Source organism: Microbacterium canaveralium (assembly GCF_047238045.1).
Lineage (GTDB): Bacteria > Actinomycetota > Actinomycetes > Actinomycetales > Microbacteriaceae > Microbacterium.
In genome coordinates, this window is sequence record NZ_JBDFMA010000003.1 from 559302 (window position 1) to 578585 (window position 19284).

Consider the following 19284-nt stretch of genomic DNA (forward strand, 5'->3'; position numbering starts at 1 on the left):
GACCTGGCGGCGGTCGCTCTGGACAAGTCGAAAGCGGTGATGGAGAAATCGTCGTCGCTCAACACGTCGGTGTCCTACACCTGGAGCCAAGACATCGGCGATGTCTCGCCCGCTCTGCGCTACGTTTCATCCGACCCGACGGTGGCGACCGTGACGCCATCCGGAGTGATCACAGCGGTCGCTCCCGGTGTTGCTCGGGTGGGCGTATACGCGACATGGAACGGGACGACCGTTGTAGACGAGCTCGAAGTCACCGTGGCGGATTCGTATCGGGTGAGGTTGTTCCCGGTGGAGGATGCGGCGGTGGGGAGTTGGGGGGCGGACACGGTGTATGGGACGTGGCGGACGTTGTGGAATAAGCCGGGGCCTGCGGGGTATTCGGATAGTTCGTCGTATGTGAAGTTCGATGTGTCATCGTTGGCGGGGAAGTCTGTGACGTCGGCGGTGTTGACGACGTCGAATTGGATCGACAATGGTCCGCTTGATCCTGCGCGTGTTGATCTGCATTCGGTGAGTGATTCGTGGTCGGAGTCGTCGGTGACGTATCGGAATCGACCATCGATGGGTCCGACGGTGGGGAGTTTCTTGACGTCGAAGACGAAGAACACCTCTTCGGCCAATATCACCTCGTTCATTGCGTCGTTGGCGTCGACGCGGACGCCGGTGGCGTCGTTGGGGATGACGCAGGACAATGCGGGCGGGAACGCGGTGATGGTGTATCTGGATTCTCGTGAGTCGACGTCGCCGCCGTATCTCGATGTGACGTTTGCGCCGGTGACGGCGGCTGTTCCGCCCGCGTTGTTGGGCTCGGTCGTGGTTTCGAATGTTCCGAGTTCGATCGAGAAGGGGTCGACGGTGTCACCGACCGTTTCGGTCAAGGACTCGACGGGGCAACCATTGTCGGGGGCGACGGTCACGTACGCGGTAGCGAACACCGCGGTCGCGATGGTGGCATCCAACGGGGCCATCACGGGCGTATCGCCGGGGACCACGACTCTGACTACCAGTGCGTCCGCGGCCGGACTCACCGCTCAAACCACCACCACCATCACCGTGGCGGATTCGTATCGGGTGAGGTTGTTCCCGGTGGAGGATGCGGCGGTGGGGAGTTGGGGGGCGGACACGGTGTATGGGACGTGGCGGACGTTGTGGAATAAGCCGGGGCCTGCGGGGTATTCGGATAGTTCGTCGTATGTGAAGTTCGATGTGTCATCGTTGGCGGGGAAGTCTGTGACGTCGGCGGTGTTGACGACGTCGAATTGGATCGACAATGGTCCGCTTGATCCTGCGCGTGTTGATCTGCATTCGGTGAGTGATTCGTGGTCGGAGTCGTCGGTGACGTATCGGAATCGACCATCGATGGGTCCGACGGTGGGGAGTTTCTTGACGTCGAAGACGAAGAACACCTCTTCGGCCAATATCACCTCGTTCATTGCGTCGTTGGCGTCGACGCGGACGCCGGTGGCGTCGTTGGGGATGACGCAGGACAATGCGGGCGGGAACGCGGTGATGGTGTATCTGGATTCTCGTGAGTCGACGTCGCCGCCGTATCTCGATGTGACGTTTGCGCCGGTGACGGCGGCTGTTCCGCCCGCGTTGTTGGGCTCGGTCGTGGTTTCGAATGTTCCGAGTTCGATCGAGAAGGGGTCGACGGTGTCACCGACCGTTTCGGTCAAGGACTCGACGGGGCAACCATTGTCGGGGGCGACGGTCACGTACGCGGTAGCGAACACCGCGGTCGCGATGGTGGCATCCAACGGGGCCATCACGGGCGTATCGCCGGGGACCACGACTCTGACTACCAGTGCGTCCGCGGCCGGACTCACCGCTCAAACCACCACCACCATCACCGTGGCGGATTCGTATCGGGTGAGGTTGTTCCCGGTGGAGGATGCGGCGGTGGGGAGTTGGGGGGCGGACACGGTGTATGGGACGTGGCGGACGTTGTGGAATAAGCCGGGGCCTGCGGGGTATTCGGATAGTTCGTCGTATGTGAAGTTCGATGTGTCATCGTTGGCGGGGAAGTCTGTGACGTCGGCGGTGTTGACGACGTCGAATTGGATCGACAATGGTCCGCTTGATCCTGCGCGTGTTGATCTGCATTCGGTGAGTGATTCGTGGTCGGAGTCGTCGGTGACGTATCGGAATCGACCATCGATGGGTCCGACGGTGGGGAGTTTCTTGACGTCGAAGACGAAGAACACCTCTTCGGCCAATATCACCTCGTTCATTGCGTCGTTGGCGTCGACGCGGACGCCGGTGGCGTCGTTGGGGATGACGCAGGACAATGCGGGCGGGAACGCGGTGATGGTGTATCTGGATTCTCGTGAGTCGACGTCGCCGCCGTATCTCGATGTGACGTTTGCGCCGGTGACGGCGGCTGTTCCGCCCGCGTTGTTGGGCTCGGTCGTGGTTTCGAATGTTCCGAGTTCGATCGAGAAGGGGTCGACGGTGTCACCGACCGTTTCGGTCAAGGACTCGACGGGGCAACCATTGTCGGGGGCGACGGTCACGTACGCGGTAGCGAACACCGCGGTCGCGATGGTGGCATCCAACGGGGCCATCACGGGCGTATCGCCGGGGACCACGACTCTGACTACCAGTGCGTCCGCGGCCGGACTCACCGCTCAAACCACCACCACCATCACCGTGGCGGATTCGTATCGGGTGAGGTTGTTCCCGGTGGAGGATGCGGCGGTGGGGAGTTGGGGGGCGGACACGGTGTATGGGACGTGGCGGACGTTGTGGAATAAGCCGGGGCCTGCGGGGTATTCGGATAGTTCGTCGTATGTGAAGTTCGATGTGTCATCGTTGGCGGGGAAGTCTGTGACGTCGGCGGTGTTGACGACGTCGAATTGGATCGACAATGGTCCGCTTGATCCTGCGCGTGTTGATCTGCATTCGGTGAGTGATTCGTGGTCGGAGTCGTCGGTGACGTATCGGAATCGACCATCGATGGGTCCGACGGTGGGGAGTTTCTTGACGTCGAAGACGAAGAACACCTCTTCGGCCAATATCACCTCGTTCATTGCGTCGTTGGCGTCGACGCGGACGCCGGTGGCGTCGTTGGGGATGACGCAGGACAATGCGGGCGGGAACGCGGTGATGGTGTATCTGGATTCTCGTGAGTCGACGTCGCCGCCGTATCTCGATGTGACGTTTGCGCCGGTGACGGCGGCTGTTCCGCCCGCGTTGTTGGGCTCGGTCGTGGTTTCGAATGTTCCGAGTTCGATCGAGAAGGGGTCGACGGTGTCACCGACCGTTTCGGTCAAGGACTCGACGGGGCAACCATTGTCGGGGGCGACGGTCACGTACGCGGTAGCGAACACCGCGGTCGCGATGGTGGCATCCAACGGGGCCATCACGGGCGTATCGCCGGGGACCACGACTCTGACTACCAGTGCGTCCGCGGCCGGACTCACCGCTCAAACCACCACCACCATCACCGTGGCGGATTCGTATCGGGTGAGGTTGTTCCCGGTGGAGGATGCGGCGGTGGGGAGTTGGGGGGCGGACACGGTGTATGGGACGTGGCGGACGTTGTGGAATAAGCCGGGGCCTGCGGGGTATTCGGATAGTTCGTCGTATGTGAAGTTCGATGTGTCATCGTTGGCGGGGAAGTCTGTGACGTCGGCGGTGTTGACGACGTCGAATTGGATCGACAATGGTCCGCTTGATCCTGCGCGTGTTGATCTGCATTCGGTGAGTGATTCGTGGTCGGAGTCGTCGGTGACGTATCGGAATCGACCATCGATGGGTCCGACGGTGGGGAGTTTCTTGACGTCGAAGACGAAGAACACCTCTTCGGCCAATATCACCTCGTTCATTGCGTCGTTGGCGTCGACGCGGACGCCGGTGGCGTCGTTGGGGATGACGCAGGACAATGCGGGCGGGAACGCGGTGATGGTGTATCTGGATTCTCGTGAGTCGACGTCGCCGCCGTATCTCGATGTGACGTTTGCGCCGGTGACGGCGGCTGTTCCGCCCGCGTTGTTGGGCTCGGTCGTGGTTTCGAATGTTCCGAGTTCGATCGAGAAGGGGTCGACGGTGTCACCGACCGTTTCGGTCAAGGACTCGACGGGGCAACCATTGTCGGGGGCGACGGTCACGTACGCGGTAGCGAACACCGCGGTCGCGATGGTGGCATCCAACGGGGCCATCACGGGCGTATCGCCGGGGACCACGACTCTGACTACCAGTGCGTCCGCGGCCGGACTCACCGCTCAAACCACCACCACCATCACCGTCGTGACCAAGTGAGACGTTCTCGGTGAGGGCGGATCACTCTTCAGCGCGGAGGCGACGGTCTGGGAAATCTGCGTGTAACGAGCACTCAGCTGGAGTGGCGTTGCTGGATTGACCGGAAGCAACTGGGTCTGCCGCCATGCGCGGAAATGCGTTGATCCTGCCGGGGTGAAATTGCTCGAAGGGCGTGGGACAGTATGATCAATCGTGCCGCCATCGGCGTCGGCGTTCCGGTCACTTCCACGGGGGCAAAATGCCGAATGTAGTACCAAATTTTCACCGATTTCCTGTGTATGACGCGGGTTCGCACGGCCCAGCGATCAGCCGGCTGCGGGCTATGTCCAAGTTCATTCGAACGGATAGCGCCCTCCGAGCGCAGGTTCTGGTCTAGGGGCGTTCATGACTTCGTCAAGCCATCGCGCGACCGTTTCTGTCACCTGTGTGGTTCCCACTCACGATCGGGATGATCTCGCCTACGCGGCCGTTCGCTCGATACTCGCTCAGACCCACCTCCCCGAGAGGGTAGTCGTCGTGGACGATACGGGCAGGGATCCCGATCGTTCATCTCTTCGCCAGATTCTGGACACGGGCGCCGGTCTCGTGGAACTTCGCGACGCGAGCGGACTTAGCCACCCCGGGGCCTCACGATCTCGTAACATCGGCGCGGAAGGGGCTGCTAGCGAGTTCCTCGCGTTCTTGGACGATGACGACGTGTGGGAGGCCACGTACCTCGAGAAGATGACCGCAGCGCTCGACCTTGAGCCGGCGGCCTCGATGGCTGTGGCATGGGGGTCTCTGGAGCGCGATGGGGTAGTGCGTGAACACAACTGGCGGGCCCCTCGGGGAAAGTCCGCCAGAGATGTTGTTGCGGACAACCCCGGCGTGACCGGAAGCAATTTCGTCATTCGACGGACTGCGTTCGAGAGAGTGGGAGGATTCGACCCACAGCTCTGGGTGTTCAACGATCTCGATTTCCTCGTTCGCTTCCTCGACTCTGGATTGCTCTACACCACCGTCGAGGAGGACCTCGTCCGTCAGAGGGTGGCGGCTGGAGAGCACCTTTCCACGCGCAGCGAGCGGCGGGCGCGAGGCATTGCGGCCTATCGAGAGAAGCACAAGGATCTGCTGGGGCGGCGGCAGAGACGTCGTCTGCGCAGAGAAGTCCACATCGCCAACCTTTACGCGGGACAGACGCCTCTCAAGCGTGCCCGTCACCTTGCCGGTGTATTGGCCAATACGACGCCATCGCATTTCTCAGCAGCCGTCATGCGTCGTGTACTCGGCCAGCCTGGTTACGACTGATCATGGAGACGTTGGGAGAAGGCACCATGAGCGACTCACTTCCGGGCGCGTGGCGCTATCCGGCCGCCTTCGCTGCCCGCCTCTCTGGGCGCGAACACGGCTTGTCGGTGACCTGGCTCAACCATTGGTCCGCTTTGCATGCGGACTGGTCAGCCGTTGCCCGCGCCGACTTTGTAGGCATCGACGGTACGCTCCTGCAGTTGCTGCTTTCCTGGAGCCGCATTCGGACCGGTCGATCATCGGCAGACCTGACGATCCCGCTGTACCTCGAGTTGCGACCCGAGGCTCGGCTCGCTTTGATCGGTGGAGCGCCTGGGGTGGCGGACCGTGCAGCCGAGAAGTTGCGCGGGGTGGTTTTCACTGCCGACGGATACAGCGAGCTCCAAGAACTGCGAAGAGACCCGAACGAACTTAAAGCCGCGTCGCCCGACGTCATCATCCTCGGCCTCGGCGCAGGTCTACAGGACAGGGTCGGCGCAGAACTGCGAGCAGCCTTCCCAGACGCCACGATCTTCACCGCCGGTGGCTGGCTTGATCAGTTGAGCAAGAAGGCGCAGTACTTCCCGCCTATCGTCCATTCGCTTCGGTTGGGTTGGCTTTGGCGCATCATTCACGAGCCGCGTCGCCTCGGCCGACGGTACACAGTAGATGCCGTGTCAGCGGTGCTCGGGCGTCGACGCATCACAGACCGAATCAAGGAGAACACTGTGATCACATCTGACGGGGACCTGATGGGAAGGCAGTCTCCTACTCGTCTGAGTGACGTGCAGGAGACGCCGCGTCGCCCGAAGGTCTTGCAGATCGTCACCCAGCTGGAGCCGGCAGGCGCGCAATCTATGGCGAGGTGGACGGAAGAGGCGCTGGCGGATGACTTCGAAATCGATACATGGTTCCTCTACGACAAGTCGGGCAGTGACCTCTTCCCCAACCCCCGTCTTGTGGCCGCCTCAAGGCCCCGGAGTCCTCGCGAGCTTCTGACGTTCGCCCGGAGCGCAGTCCGCTTGCGTCGCGAGGCGCCTGACATTGTCTTGGCTCACACCCATTTCGCCATGGCCGCAGCACTTCTGTTGTGGCCCAGCCGCAGCAATACGGCACTCTTTCCCGTCCATCATTGGCCGTTGGATCGCTATCCCAGCGTCGTTCGTGCGCTTGTACGGTGGGCTCGGCGATGGGATAAGTTCACGGATGAGGTGTATGTCAGCCCTGCGATTGCGGATGTCGATGGAGCTACGATTATCCCCAATCCGGTGCCCGCTGCGAGGATGTCTGAGGACGAGGAGACGGAGACTCCCGATATCTTGATCGTCGCGAGACACGCAGAAGAAAAGTCGATCGGTACCGCGATCGAGGCGATGACGCTACTGCCGGGACGCCGCCTCACCCTCGTCGGAGGTGGCCCGCTGACCGCCGAACTGCAGCGACATGCCGCGGAAGTCGGCGTGAGCGACCGCGTCGCTTTCGCCGGACGATTGCCGAACTCAACGGTTCGCACCCTCATGCAGAAGTCGTCCGTGTTCGTCCTGCCGTCGCTCTGGGAGGCTATGCCCGTGTCCCTTCTGGAAGCGGTAGCTGAGAACTGCGCAATCGTGGTGAGTGACATCACCACTCACAGATTCCTCCTCGACCGAGGTGCAGCCGTCGGGTTCCCGGCGGGAAGTGCTGAGGCGCTGGCGGACGCCATCTCCCGGGCAAGCCGCGACGACCCAAGCTTGAGGGCGGGGCTCGATGATGTGCGGCGTGAGTACGGAGAACTCGCGATCACTAGCCGATGGCGAGATCTCTTCCGAGACAGCCTGGGGGTTCGATGACGATGGACTTTTCTGCACACCGGCTCACACGAGGTGTCCACAAGGCGCTCCTCATGATCTCATTGCAGATCCGTAATGAGCTGTCGAGGGTTCCGGTGACGGGAACAGTACCCGCGATCGTGTCCCTCACGTCCTACGGAAAGCGCGTCGCGCAGGTGCACCTGACGATCGAAAGCATCGCGCGGGGCGCCGTGAAGCCGTCCCGACTCATTCTCTGGCTCGACGATCCAGAGATCTACGCTAATCTGCCAAAGTCATTGCGGCGCCTACAGCGCCGCGGGCTGGAGGTGTTACTCTCCGAGAATTTCGGCCCGCACACGAAGTACCTCCCATACGTGCTGTCGGACACTACCCACGAGCTGCCATTGGTGACCGCGGACGACGACACGATGTACCCCGTCTGGTGGCTGGAACGACTGTATGCGTCCTGGTCCAGGGATCCGCAGAATGTGTACTGCTACCGGGCGCGTGTCGTGACATTCACCCCCGAGGGAGACTTGGCAACGTACCTGGACTGGCCCGAGGTCAGTTCGACCGTTCCACGGCTGCGCCATTTCGCTCTCGGGGTTTCCGGTGCGATCTATCCCCCGCATATGCTCGCTGAGCTGCGGCGGCGGGGAGCGACCTATGATCCAGCGCTCCGGCACGTCGACGACATCTGGCTGCACTCGATTGCGGTGTCACTTCAGATTCGTGTCGCCCAAGCTGAGCCTTCGCCGCACGACTTCCCACTTCTTCTCAGTTCCCAGGATGTTGGACTTCGTCACCGAAACCTCGACGGCGGGAACAACGACAAGGCAGCGGTGGTCGCCTACCCGCCCGAATTGCTGGACAGACTCCGCTACGAGGGTTGACTGCCAACTTGGCAAGCTTGAAGCTAGTGTCATGCGCCAGTAATTCGTTATCTATGTCTTAGAATGGGGTATGGCACGAACTGGGCGCCCGAAAGCTGATCTGGTCCTTACCGATGACGAGCGTGAGCAGCTTGTTCGGTGGGCTCGGCGGCGCAAGTCGTCGCAGGCTCTGGCGTTGCGGTCGCGGATCGTGCTTGAGTGCGCGACGGGGGACGCGAACACGGTGGTGGCCGAGCGCCTCGGAGTGAGCCGCCCCACGGTCGGCAAGTGGCGGTCCCGGTTCCTGGAGCATCGCCTGGACGGTCTCGTCGATGACCCCCGCCCCGGTCGGCCCGCGACGGTGACCGCCGAGCAGGTCGAAGATGTCGTGGTCGCGACGTTGGAGTCCACGCCGGAGAACGCGACGCATTGGTCGCGGGCGAAGATGGCCGAGCGCACCGGGCTGTCCGCCTCCACGATCGGGCGGGTCTGGAAAGCGTTCGGTCTCAAGCCTCACCGCACCGATGGGTTCAAGCTTTCCAACGACCCGTTGTTCGTGGAGAAGGTCTACGACATCGTCGGTCTCTACCTGGACCCGCCCGAATCCGCCGTCGTGCTCTCGGTCGATGAGAAGTCGCAGGTGCAGGCGTTATCGAGGTCGGGCGTGAGGAACGAACTGGTGACAGGTTCGGTTTAGGCCGCGAGTGTGAGCGGCTCGGTTAGCTTGGCTTCGAACTCGATGGGCGTCAAGCCGCCGAGGGTGTCTTGGGCGCGCTGGCGGTGATACTTCCGTTCGATCCAGACGACGATCGCGAGGCGCAGCTCCTGCCGTGTTGCCCAGCGTTGCTGGTTGAGCACGTTCGTCTGCAGCAGCGACCAGAACGACTCCATGGCCGCGTTGTCTCCCGCGGCGCCGACTCGTCCCATCGATCCGACCATGTCGTGACGGCGCAGTTCGCGGGCCATCGCCCGGCTGCGAAACTGGCTGCCCCTATCGGCGTGCAGGATGCAGCCGGCGACCTCACCGCGCCGGGCGACGGCGTTGCGGACGGCGTCGACGGCAAGCTTCGCGGTCATCCGATCCGAGATCGAGTACCCCACGATCCGGTTCGAGAACACGTGGCGGTTTCAAGGAGCCAACGCAACACCTTCTCTTGGAGGTAATCGTGACGGTTTCGTGGGACCAACGTTGTATCGCGTACTCGATGCTGCTCTCAGGCGCGTCGGCGCAGGGGACGGCTCGGCGATTCCAGGTGAACACGGGAGCGGTCGTGGAGTGGGCCAGGCTTGCGGGCATGGTCATTCGCATGGGTGCTCGCGGTGGTATCGAGCGGGTACGCGATCCGGAGCCGCTACGGGATCCATCTGGCACTTATCGGCGTCTCACGCGTGAGGACCGGATCTTCATCGAGATGGCGATCAGCAGTACGCCAGCGTGGTCGATACGGGCGATCGCGAAGCACCTGGAAGTCGCACCGTCGACAGTGTCTCGGGAGCTCCGTCGCTACCCGGTCGAGACCGGGCGTGGGCGCGGTGCGACGCGCGAATTCAAGTACCACGCGGGCGTCGCACACCACCACACGATGAGGATTCGACGGGGAGGCCGTTCAAGCAAGCTCGATCAGCCCCGACTTCGTGCTCTTGTTGTCGCGGGGCTGAATGAGAAGCACTCTCCGCAGCAGGTCGCGGGAAGATTGCGTATGCAGTTTCCTGACCGGCCGGAGCTTTGCGTGTCTCACGAGACGATCTATAAAGCTCTCTACGTGCAGGGCCGGGGCGCATTGCGGCATGAGCTGACCGTCGCGAAGGCGCTTCGATCAGGTCGCGTGAGCAGGACGCCTGCTTCTCGGCTGCCCTCTCGTGACGTCCGTCCTTGGCTGGCAGGGGCGCGACTCGCTGATCGCCCAGCCGAGGCCGCTGATCGTGCTGTTCCTGGGCATTGGGAAGGTGACCTCGTCGTCGGTCCTGGAAACTCAGGCCTCGTCACTCTCGTGGAACGGGCAACGCGTTTCGCTCTCATCGGTCGCCTCCCTGGAACACGTGACTCCGAGACCGTGATCGATGTCCTCCAGCACCAGATCATTCAGCTACCGCGTTGGTTGCGGCAAACGCTGACATGGGATCAGGGACAGGAGATGGCGCGGCATCGAGACTTCACGATCGCGACCGGTTGCCCCGTGTTCTTCTGCGACCCCCACGCCCCATGGCAGCGCGGATCGAACGAGAACCTGAACGGCCTGGTTCGCGACTACTACCCGAAGGGAACGGACTTCAACGCCGTCACCGATGCCGAGATCCAAGCCATGGTCACCCAGCTCAACGACCGCCCTCGCAAGACTCTCGGGTTCCACACACCTCGTGAGAAACTGGACGAACTAATCAGCAGTGTTGCGTTGGCTCCTTGAAACCGCCCGTCCTTGATCGCGCAACAGTAGAGCTTGCCTTCGCTCGTCCAATGCTCCGTGATGTCCGTGAGCCAGAGCCGGTTCGGCGCGTCTGCGCGGAACACCCGCTGGACGTGGTCGTCGAACACGGGCGGACCGGCCTTCTTGCCCTTCCCGCGCCGCCGGCGCTGCGCGGACGAGAGGATCCCGGCCTGCGAGCACAGCTTCCACGCCGTCCGCCTGCTCATCCGCCACCCCGCTCGACGAGCTTCGTCGGCGAGGTATCGGTAGCCGAACGTCGGGTCGTCGTGGTGTGCGTCATGCAGCGCGTTGATGCGGTACGCGCGGAGCACGTCCGCGTCCCGGATCGGGTCGTTTCGCCACCGGTAGTAGGGCTGTCTTGCGAGCTTGAGGACCCGGCACGACACCGTCACGGGAATCCCCGCGTCGGCGAGCTCAGACACGAGCGGGTACGTCATTTTGGGGAGCCACCGAGCCGCAGGTTCGCCTGCGACAGATACGCCGCCGCACGACGAAGCACTTCGTTCTCCTGCTCGAGCAGCCGGATCCGCTTCTTCAGCTCCCGGGCCTCGGCGACATCGGCAGCAGTCTGGCCGGGACGGTTGCCGTCCTCGACATCGGCTTGGCGGAGCCAGTTCTGCAACGTCGCTTCGCTGATACCGAAGTCAGTGGCGATCTGCTTGATGGTGACGCCGCTCTCACGACGCCGAGCGACCGCGACAACGTCCTCGCGGAACTCTCTGGGATAGGGACCGGGCATGATGACATCCTCCCCGCCAGCGCCTCCCGGCACTAACGATCAGTTGTCACCGATTCGTTCCTCACACCCCTTCCTCTCTCAGAAGCAGCCACATCCTCTCAATCAACCGTTCCGAGAAACCAAGGCAAGACCAGGTGTCCGGAAAGGCGGTTCAAGCTCCGATCCCCATAGTCCGCGGTCGGATCGGCTACGACGCCGGCTGCCCTAGCCACTTACGGTCTGATGTTCGAACGGACAATCCTCGCCGCAGGTGCGGGACTGAGAACGCTTGATCCCCGATGTGTCGCGCCCATCGGGCGCGTGAGTGTTCTTCGCCTGCGCTGACTGCACAGCCTCGCTAGCGGAACCGGAGCGAGGCTCCAACGTCGGCGATGCGCTCCATGAGGCGAGAATCGTTAGCGCCACGCCGAAGAATGGCAGAGAGTGCCAGTCACCGTAAACCCAAGTGTTATCCGCCAAACCATGAACGAAAACCCACGTCACACTCATCAACACAGAGGCGCTAGCAAGCGCATCGCGCACTCCTGATGCACGGCGCACCGCAACAAGCCCGGATCCTACGGACACAATCGCGAACATCGAGATGAGGGCAAGATAAACTATTCCGCCGTCAAGCCAAGCCTGAATCAAAAAGTTGTGCGCAGGCCGCTCGTCGAATCCAATGAATCCTCCTTCTTGACGGAAGTATTCTCTCCATCCGCCGTACCCGAGGCCCGTCACGCTGTTACGGGAAATGGCCGCCGCTGCCAGCTCCCAGATGCGGCCTCTCGAGCCGACAGTATTAGACGTATCTTGACTGAACGCCTGAGCGGAACTCAATGCGCTGAGCGCGAAAAGGCCAACCAGGGGAAGCAACATCGCCACAGCCGCACCTGCAATGATGCTCTTGCGCACGACCGTAAGGAGCGCCACAACGAGCACAGACGTGCCCGCGAGAAGCAACGCAGTCTTGGAGCCGGTCCCGATTGCGCCAACAAACGGCACAAGAGAGAACCACATCATCCATTTGCGATTGGTCCTCGCGCCCAGACCGAAATACAGCCATGCCGACATGGCCATGAACATCGAGGCCGTATTCCCATTGAGAAAGAAACCGCCAGACTTCTCGGGAAAAACTACATTATTGAACCCCGTTGTAAAAAGCAGCTTAACGCCCGCGCCGGAAAAGTAGGTGGAATACTGCCAGTCGAAGTACAGCTGCTCTATGTCTGGACGCATAAAAAACAGGATGGTGAGTCCGCTTTGAATCGCCAGCGCAGGAGCGGCGATCGCGAGCGGACGGCTGAGATTCAAAAGGCTGCCCTTGAGGATCCTGGCCGTGAGCGCAGCTGATACCGACAAACCCACGAAATTAGCGCTCATCCTGATGGCCTCCAGCGGGATGAGCGACCAGAAGCTGACAACGACATTTGCTAGAGCCAGGGTCAACGCCGCGACCGCTGGCCACCTAGGGTTCGGCGCCCCGAGGAGAGCGGGAATCGCCAAGAGCAGCCACCAGAGCGACAGCGGCGCGAAGGGAAGAACTTCCTGGAACTGGAAGACTGCAATCACGAGTGCGATCGACAGGGCGAACTCCGCAAACTTCTGCGGCGGGTTGCCAAGAGGAGGGCCTCCGGCCCCGAGATGAACCTCGCGAGAAACAGACATGAGCATCTCCCCGCGCATGAGTTCCGGCGCGACCCCGCCTAAGCCCTGCGCGAATTGTCGTCAAGTGGATCGCGGATGTGATGAGTTTTTCGCGTCTTCTAGATGTCTGACCGCCTGACCAAAACCTTACGTCGCAGGAGGCGAGTTTGGCTGGGTCGGCAGCCCATCGGCCACCGTGGTCGGGGGGCCGCCAAATTATTGTTGCACGTGAGTGGAGTCGGTCACGATGACCGTGACAGCCGAGGACACCGTGGCCTGCCCGGCACCGCCGTTACCGTCACCTTCGACGTTCCCCGCGAGACCCCCGTGACATTTCTCGACGCGCCCACCGTCGCTACCGGCACGTTCTGAGACACGTGCGACACCGAAGCCCCCGTGGACGGCCACCCCGACGAGTCCCGCACCGTCACCGACGACGCCACCGACGTCCCCTTCTCCACCCGATTCACACCCGACAACGCCACCAACTTCGACACCGGCCCCGGCACCGCCGCAACCAGCGCGGATCCAAAGTGATCTCCCGATACGCCCCCGTGCTTGCCTGCCGCATTGGCATCGTCACCATGATCGCCGATGCCCCCGCGTCCTCCTGGGTAAAGCCGAGCGTCAGCTTCCCCGGCCCGCCCGCCACGTACAACGACGCTGCCGAGGTCGCATCCGCGGACACCTGGTCTTGCCTTCGTTTCCCTGAACGATTGGTTCAGAGGATGTGGCTGCTTCTGAGAGAGGAAGTGATCGTATGCCGAGACCGTATCCGTCCGTGTTTCGTGAGCGCGCGCTCAAGTTATTGAGAGCGGGGCGCACCGTCGCCGACGCCGCCGTGACACTCGGCATCGCGCAGTCGTGCCTGTACCGGTGGAAGCAGCAAGACCTTATCGACCGTGGTATGAAACCCGCAATTGGGCATGCACCCTCGGCTGAGCTGGCTGCCGCGAACCGGCGCATCCGTGAGCTGGAGGAAGAGAACAAGATCCTCCGGAAGGCGGTTGCGGCTGTCGAGCAGGTGGTGCTCCCAAAAGACCGTTTCCGTCTCGTGGACGAACTCCACCCTGACGGAGTCCGCATCCGGAAGGCATGCTGCGCGCTCGGAGTCTCGACGTCGGAATACTACGACTGGAGGTCACGCGCACCCGCAACCCGGTCCATTCGACACGCGTGGCTGACCAACCTGATCGGGCAGATCCACGAAGCGTCGTGCGGCACCTACGGGCGGATGCGGGTGCGCGCGGAACTGCAGTGCTCCCACGAAATCACGATCGGGCATAACACCGTCGGCCTGTTGATGCGGCAATCCGGGCTGGGCGATCGGCACTACGCAACCGCGGAGCTCGCCACGAACGCGCTCCGGATGGCGATCGATTCTCGCCAGCCAGGGCCAGGAACGATCATCCACGGGATCACGGCACGCAAGGCGGATTCAATCGGTCGTCGCAACACCTTGACAGCGGAGGTGAGCGGTGGCGACGAAAGACTGGGTTGCGAAGACCGGCGATGCGCCCGAGGGGGTTCGTCGGCAGTGGCGCGCGGATCGGGCTCTCAGGCCGCCGATGCGTTCGCCCGGACGGCCTGCGCCCTCGAAGGCGGTGCAGCGACAGTTCTGGCGGCTGATCGCGACGGGCATCACGTCCGCGGAAGCTGCGATCGCGGTGGGCGTGTCCGTGCCGGTCGGGATGCGCTGGTTTCGCCACGCTGGCGGCATGACGCCGCTGAGTCTGACCGAACCGTCGGGCCGATACCTGTCCTTCGAAGAACGCGAGGAGATCGCACTCATGCGCGCGAAGGGCAAGGGCGTGCGCGAGATCGCGCGTGAGCTGGGCCGGGATCCGGGAACGATCTCCCGGGAGCTGCGGCGGAACGCGGCGACGAGGAGCGGGAAGTCGGAGTATCGGGCGTTGGTGGCGCAGTGGAAGGCGCAGGAGTCGGCGAAGCGACCGAAGGTCGCGAAGCTGGTCGTGAACGACGCGCTGCGTGAGTACGTGCAGGACCGTCTCGCGGGGAAGGTGCGCCGGCCCGACGGCACCGCGGTCGAAGGGCCGACGCCGCCGCCCTGGAAGGGGTTGAACAAGCCGCATCGGGCGGACAGGTGCTGGTCGCTGGCATGGAGCCCGGAGCAGATCTCCCGGCTGAAGATCGACTTCCCCGATGATGAGTCCATGCGCATCAGCCCCGAGGCGATCTACCAGTCGCTGTTCATCGAGGGCCGCGGCGCGCTCAAGCGCGAGCTGGTGGCCTGCCTGCGCACCGGGCGAGCGCTGCGTCAGCCGCGGGAACGGTCGCGGAACAAGCCGCAGGGGCATGTCACCGCGGACGTCGTGCTCTCCGAGCGTCCCGCCGAGGCTGCCGACCGCGCGGTTCCCGGGCACTGGGAGGGCGACCTGATCATCGGCACCGGTCGCTCGGCGATCGGGACGCTCATCGAGCGTTCCAGCCGGTCCACGATGCTGGTGCAACTGCCCCGGCTGGAGGGCTGGGGCGAGCAGCCCGTGGTGAAGAACGGGCCCGCGCTCGGTGGTTACGGCGCTCTCGCGATGAACGCCGCACTGGCCGCGTCGCTCACCACGCTGCCCGTCCAGTTGCGCCAGACCCTCACCTGGGATCGTGGGAAGGAACTCTCCGGGCATGCGCAGCTCACCCTCGATACCGGCACGAGAGTGTTCTTCGCCGACCCGCACTCGCCCTGGCAGCGCCCGACGAACGAGAACACCAACGGGCTGCTGCGGCAGTACTTCCCGAAGGGCACCGACCTGTCGCGGTGGTCGGCCGAGGACCTCGAAGCGGTCGCTCTCGCGCTCAACAACCGGCCCCGGAAGATCCTCGGCTGGCGCACCCCGGCGGAGGTGTTCGCCGAGCAGCTATCCTCGCTTCAACAGCCCGGTGTTGCATCGACCGGTTGAACTCGCCCAATTCACCTCCTGGGCGTTCACCGCGCGCGCCCGCAACGCGGGCCTCCTACCCTCGCTCGGGACGGTCGGGCACCTGTACGACAACGCCGTGGTCGAGTCGTTCTGGGCGCGCATGCAAGTCGAGCTCCTCAACCGCCGCCGATGGTCTACCAGGGTCGAACTGGCTAACGCGATCTTCCAGTACATCGAGGGCTTCCACAACCGCCGACGCCAGCACGGATCGCGCGGCTGAGACACCCCGCTAGCGTTCGAGAACAGACACCGTCAACCAGCCACGACTCCTCAACCACAGTTCCGGGAGACCGGGTCATGACCAGCCTTCTGTGTCGATTGCACGCTGCTCGGCCCCCAAAGTGTCCTGCTGGAGCCGCGCATGCACCTGCAGCGGCATACGCGAACCTGCGGGGTGATGAGCCAGGGGTTGGGGCCTCCTGCGCCGGGGGTCGGGTTACCCGCGGCTCGCGATACACGGTCCGCCCGGCAGTTCCGATGCGTCAATTGTCGCCGATGACATCACACTCGAGCGCCGCCACTGCCTCGATCGCGTCCAGAAGCGGTCACCGAGTGCGCTGCCCCTGCCGGGCACTCTTGGGTACGGTTGCAGTGCAACTAGACGCTGGTGACACGGCGGACACCTGGTAGTGACCAAAGTGGTGACATCGCTGGTTTACGATGATCGCAGCTTCCGTAATGACAAGGTGGGCATGTGGACCTCAGATCGCAACTCAAGGTGCTTCGCGCCCATTGGCTGGCAGTTGTCATCTTCACCATCGTGGGTACCGTTGCGTTCGGCGGGTGGGCACTCGTCCAACCCAAGGTGTATGCCGCGGACGCGAGCGGCTATGTGGACGTGGTGATCGGGGATGGGCAAGCCTCTTCCGCTCTCGCCGGCGACAATCTGGCTAGAGCAAAGGTCAAGTCGTATATCGACCTGGGTAAGTGGCGCACCGTCGCCCAACGCGTGATCGACCAGCTGGGCCTAGACGCATCACCGGAAGACGTCGTCGGGCGCGTAACGGTGACGAATCCAATCGACACCGTCATAGTCAACGTCCGTGCCGAGGGGGCGAGCCCGGAGGCAGCGAGGGACCTCGCCCAGGCATGGATCTCCAGTATGGCGACGGAGATCGCTGACCTTGAGTCGGGGGCGGATAGCGGAGATAGCAGTGCGGGCGGAACTCCGGCAGTGCGATTGACTGAAGGTGACTCTGCGCAGCTTCCGCAAGAGCCCAGCTATCCTAACGCGAAGCTGTTTTCTGCCCTCGGAGCGTTTGTCGGTCTTGTGGTTGGCCTGCTCTACGCTGTCGTTCGGCATCTGCTCGACCGGCGCATCCGATCCACCGAAACACTCGAGTCTGAGGTAGGTGTGTCCGTCGTTGGATCAATTCCCTTCGAGAAAATGTTGGCCACCAAAATTCACCTGCTCCCCCTGGACGGTCAGCCGGTTCCGAGAGAGCTCTTCTCCGTCAGCGAGGCCATGCGGGAGCTGCGGACCAACATTCAATTCATGAATGTTGACGATCCGCCTCGCGTGATCGTGGTCACGAGCCCGGTCCCCGGCGACGGGAAGTCGACAACGAGCTCGAACCTCGCCGTCGCTCTCGCCGCAAGCGGGCAGCAGGTTTACCTGATCGACGCCGACCTCCGGCGGCCCAGGATCGCGTCCTATTTCGGTCTTGTCGAAGGAGCCGGGCTGTCTGACATCCTCGCGAATCGTGCGTCCATCGAAGACGTTACTCAGGCTCCTGGCGCTGCAGGTCTTCACATCATAGCGGCGGGTCGGATCCCGCCAAATCCGAGCGAGTTGCTCGGCTCCGGCCGCATGAGAAGTCTGCTCGAACACCTGTCGACGAACGCGATCGTCATTCTCGACGCGCCGCCGTTGCTGGCCGTCACAGATGCGGCAGTTCTCTCCACTCAGGCGGATGGAGCGATCGTCGTCGTATCGGCCGGTAAGACCACGACAGACATCCTCCGGAGGGGCTTGGCGTCTCTGAGAAAGGTCGGCGCTCAGCCGCTCGGAATCGTATTGAATAGGGTTCCGAAGCGGCGCGGGGCCTACTACGACTACTCATACACTCGCGAATACTACGCGCCTGAGGCCGGCGCGAGCGAAATGGAAGACGTCGCGTCCTTCGGTGTTGAGCCGCCGATGACCGGGACCCGCCGCTCTCGCCGGTCGCATTCGGTATAGACAGATGATGGAGAGACGCGGCATCCCGCAACTGCCTCCGGTGTGAATGTTCGGGCCCGTGTACGGATCTGAGAGCGCACAACGGTCGTAGGCGAGTGGCGGAGAACCAGTGTGTGTCGTCCTCGACATTATGCGAATCGGTGCGGTGAGCGGTTCGAATCCCCGACCGGGGCAGGACAGGCTCGCGAGTCATCTCAATGGATGTCCTGCTCGCTGTGTGGTGGCTGCGATTCGTGATCCGCAGCACATTCGAGACTCTTTACGTCTCTTTCGGATTAACGGAACGGATCGAATGCATTAGATAGCGCGACACCCTCTCGGCCGCGGGGACGAGCTCGTCGAAAGCCCGCCGGTACACTCCGTCATCTCTCCTGTAGGGATCGACGATATCGAGTTCGTCGAGCTTGTGCGGTCGGGGTGTCATTGCACGCGTCGACGTGGCGAGCTCCACCCCGACCCTCAGGGCATCCGTGGGTGTTGTTGCGCCAGCTGTCTTGATCGCCTCCGCCAACATGGGTTCCGCGACATCGGTAATTCGTGCGAACTCGCGAAGCGTGAATGTGCGCCTCATCTTTGCAGGTGCCATGTCGATGACATAGCCGCGGTGGTCTCGCGCCATTGTCAAGATGAGATCCGCGCCGCGAACGATTTCGATGTCAATCTGGCGTGAGACGTGCTCGGTCGCGTCTATGTTGTGTTCGGCGGCAAGACGGCGCGCCGTGGAGGGGACGCCGTACCCCACCAGTGCGCTGGTCCCCGCGCTCAGAATTCGAACTCCCGGGACTCCCGGCAGGTCCCTCGTCAGCAGCAGTTCGGCGATAGGGGAGCGGCAAATGTTCCCCGTACATACGAATAGAACTGTGAAGCCCATTTGCTCAGTCCCTCCTTCGTCGAAAGCCTCCGTTCACAGCCTACGGCCTGACCGCTACTCGGAGCGGATGCGCGACCGGACCGCTGAAGCGACGGGGCACGGTGATGTGCCCTGGAGGGGGCTCTCCCTGCGCCTGTTGTCTTACCTGCACGGAGCCGGCGTTTGCCAGCCAGTTCTGTATTCGCCTTTGATAGATGGGGCATGGGCGGTTCACTGCCCTCGTGATCTCCTACCCGGAAGGAAGTAATCATGCTTAAGCGTTCTCCCACGCCTGGCAGCACCCATCGCGGCGTGCCGAAGACGACCGCTTGGGCGG

11 protein-coding genes and 5 pseudogenes are annotated in these 19284 nt (G+C 62.9%); 11 read left to right on the forward strand and 5 right to left on the reverse strand.

Annotation, left to right across the window (positions count from 1 at the left end; genetic code table 11):
* Positions 1-39: 39 nt before the first annotated feature.
* The 5 genes and pseudogenes from ABC271_RS03525 to ABC271_RS03545 form a co-directional block, all read left to right on the forward strand.
* The gene (locus ABC271_RS03525) at positions 40-4260 is read left to right on the forward strand and encodes a CBM96 family carbohydrate-binding protein (RefSeq protein ID WP_412926098.1); all 4221 of its coding nucleotides are present in this window, start codon (positions 40-42) and stop codon (positions 4258-4260) included.
* 384 nt (positions 4261-4644) lie between these two features.
* The gene (locus tag ABC271_RS03530) at positions 4645-5547 is read left to right on the forward strand and encodes a glycosyltransferase family 2 protein (RefSeq protein ID WP_412923530.1); all 903 of its coding nucleotides are present in this window, start codon (positions 4645-4647) and stop codon (positions 5545-5547) included.
* A gap of 26 nt (positions 5548-5573) precedes the next feature.
* Entirely contained in the window at positions 5574-7355 is a 1782-nt protein-coding gene (locus ABC271_RS03535) for a WecB/TagA/CpsF family glycosyltransferase (RefSeq protein WP_412923531.1), read from the forward strand.
* A gap of 53 nt (positions 7356-7408) precedes the next feature.
* The gene (locus ABC271_RS03540) at positions 7409-8209 is read left to right on the forward strand and encodes a hypothetical protein (protein WP_412923532.1); all 801 of its coding nucleotides are present in this window, start codon (positions 7409-7411) and stop codon (positions 8207-8209) included.
* Between the two features lie 70 nt (positions 8210-8279).
* Positions 8280-8849, forward strand: a pseudogene (locus ABC271_RS03545) (IS630 family transposase); the annotation flags it as partial.
* A 32-nt stretch (positions 8850-8881) separates the two neighbouring features.
* On the opposite strand, the pseudogene ABC271_RS03550 reads toward ABC271_RS03545, so the two are convergent.
* Positions 8882-9313: pseudogene (locus ABC271_RS03550) on the reverse strand (transposase); the annotation flags it as partial.
* 80 nt (positions 9314-9393) lie between these two features.
* Between ABC271_RS03550 and ABC271_RS03555 the strand changes: the two are divergent.
* Positions 9394-10593: an IS30 family transposase gene (locus ABC271_RS03555; protein ID WP_459564435.1), complete on the forward strand. Its 1200-nt coding sequence runs from the start codon at positions 9394-9396 to the stop codon at positions 10591-10593.
* 170 nt (positions 10594-10763) lie between these two features.
* Here ABC271_RS03555 and ABC271_RS03560 read toward each other — a convergent pair.
* From ABC271_RS03560 to ABC271_RS03570, 3 genes and pseudogenes are all read right to left on the reverse strand, one after another.
* Positions 10764-11051: pseudogene (locus tag ABC271_RS03560) on the reverse strand (IS3 family transposase); the annotation flags it as partial.
* Positions 11048-11353 carry a transposase gene (locus ABC271_RS03565; RefSeq protein ID WP_412923535.1) on the reverse strand — a complete coding sequence of 102 codons (306 nt, stop codon included), beginning with the start codon at positions 11351-11353 and terminating at the stop codon, positions 11048-11050. The pseudogene ABC271_RS03560 and the gene ABC271_RS03565, both read right to left, overlap by 4 nt.
* 204 nt (positions 11354-11557) lie before the next feature.
* Positions 11558-13000, reverse strand: coding sequence for an O-antigen ligase family protein (locus ABC271_RS03570; protein ID WP_412923536.1), 1443 nt, complete (start codon positions 12998-13000; stop codon positions 11558-11560).
* A gap of 375 nt (positions 13001-13375) precedes the next feature.
* Between ABC271_RS03570 and ABC271_RS03575 the strand changes: the two genes are divergently transcribed.
* The 5 genes and pseudogenes from ABC271_RS03575 (at position 13376) to ABC271_RS03595 (ending at position 18097) form a co-directional block, all read left to right on the forward strand.
* A complete protein-coding gene (locus ABC271_RS03575) occupies positions 13376-13516 on the forward strand; it encodes a hypothetical protein (RefSeq protein WP_412923537.1) in 141 nt (46 codons plus the stop codon).
* 223 nt (positions 13517-13739) lie between these two features.
* Positions 13740-14288, forward strand: a pseudogene (locus tag ABC271_RS18755) (transposase); the annotation flags it as partial.
* 259 nt (positions 14289-14547) lie between these two features.
* Positions 14548-15894, forward strand: a complete 1347-nt coding sequence (locus ABC271_RS03585; RefSeq protein WP_459564429.1) for an IS30 family transposase — start codon at positions 14548-14550, stop codon at positions 15892-15894.
* Positions 15895-15901: 7 nt separating this feature from the next.
* Positions 15902-16126 (forward strand): annotated as a pseudogene (locus ABC271_RS03590) (integrase core domain-containing protein); the annotation flags it as partial.
* Positions 16127-16609: 483 nt separating this feature from the next.
* A complete protein-coding gene (locus tag ABC271_RS03595) occupies positions 16610-18097 on the forward strand; it encodes a tyrosine-protein kinase domain-containing protein (protein WP_412923540.1) in 1488 nt (495 codons plus the stop codon).
* A gap of 259 nt (positions 18098-18356) precedes the next feature.
* Here the strand turns inward: ABC271_RS03595 and ABC271_RS03600 are convergent, their stop codons facing one another.
* Positions 18357-18968: an arsenate reductase/protein-tyrosine-phosphatase family protein gene (locus tag ABC271_RS03600; RefSeq protein WP_412923541.1), complete on the reverse strand. Its 612-nt coding sequence runs from the start codon at positions 18966-18968 to the stop codon at positions 18357-18359.
* Positions 18969-19284 lie beyond the last annotated feature (316 nt).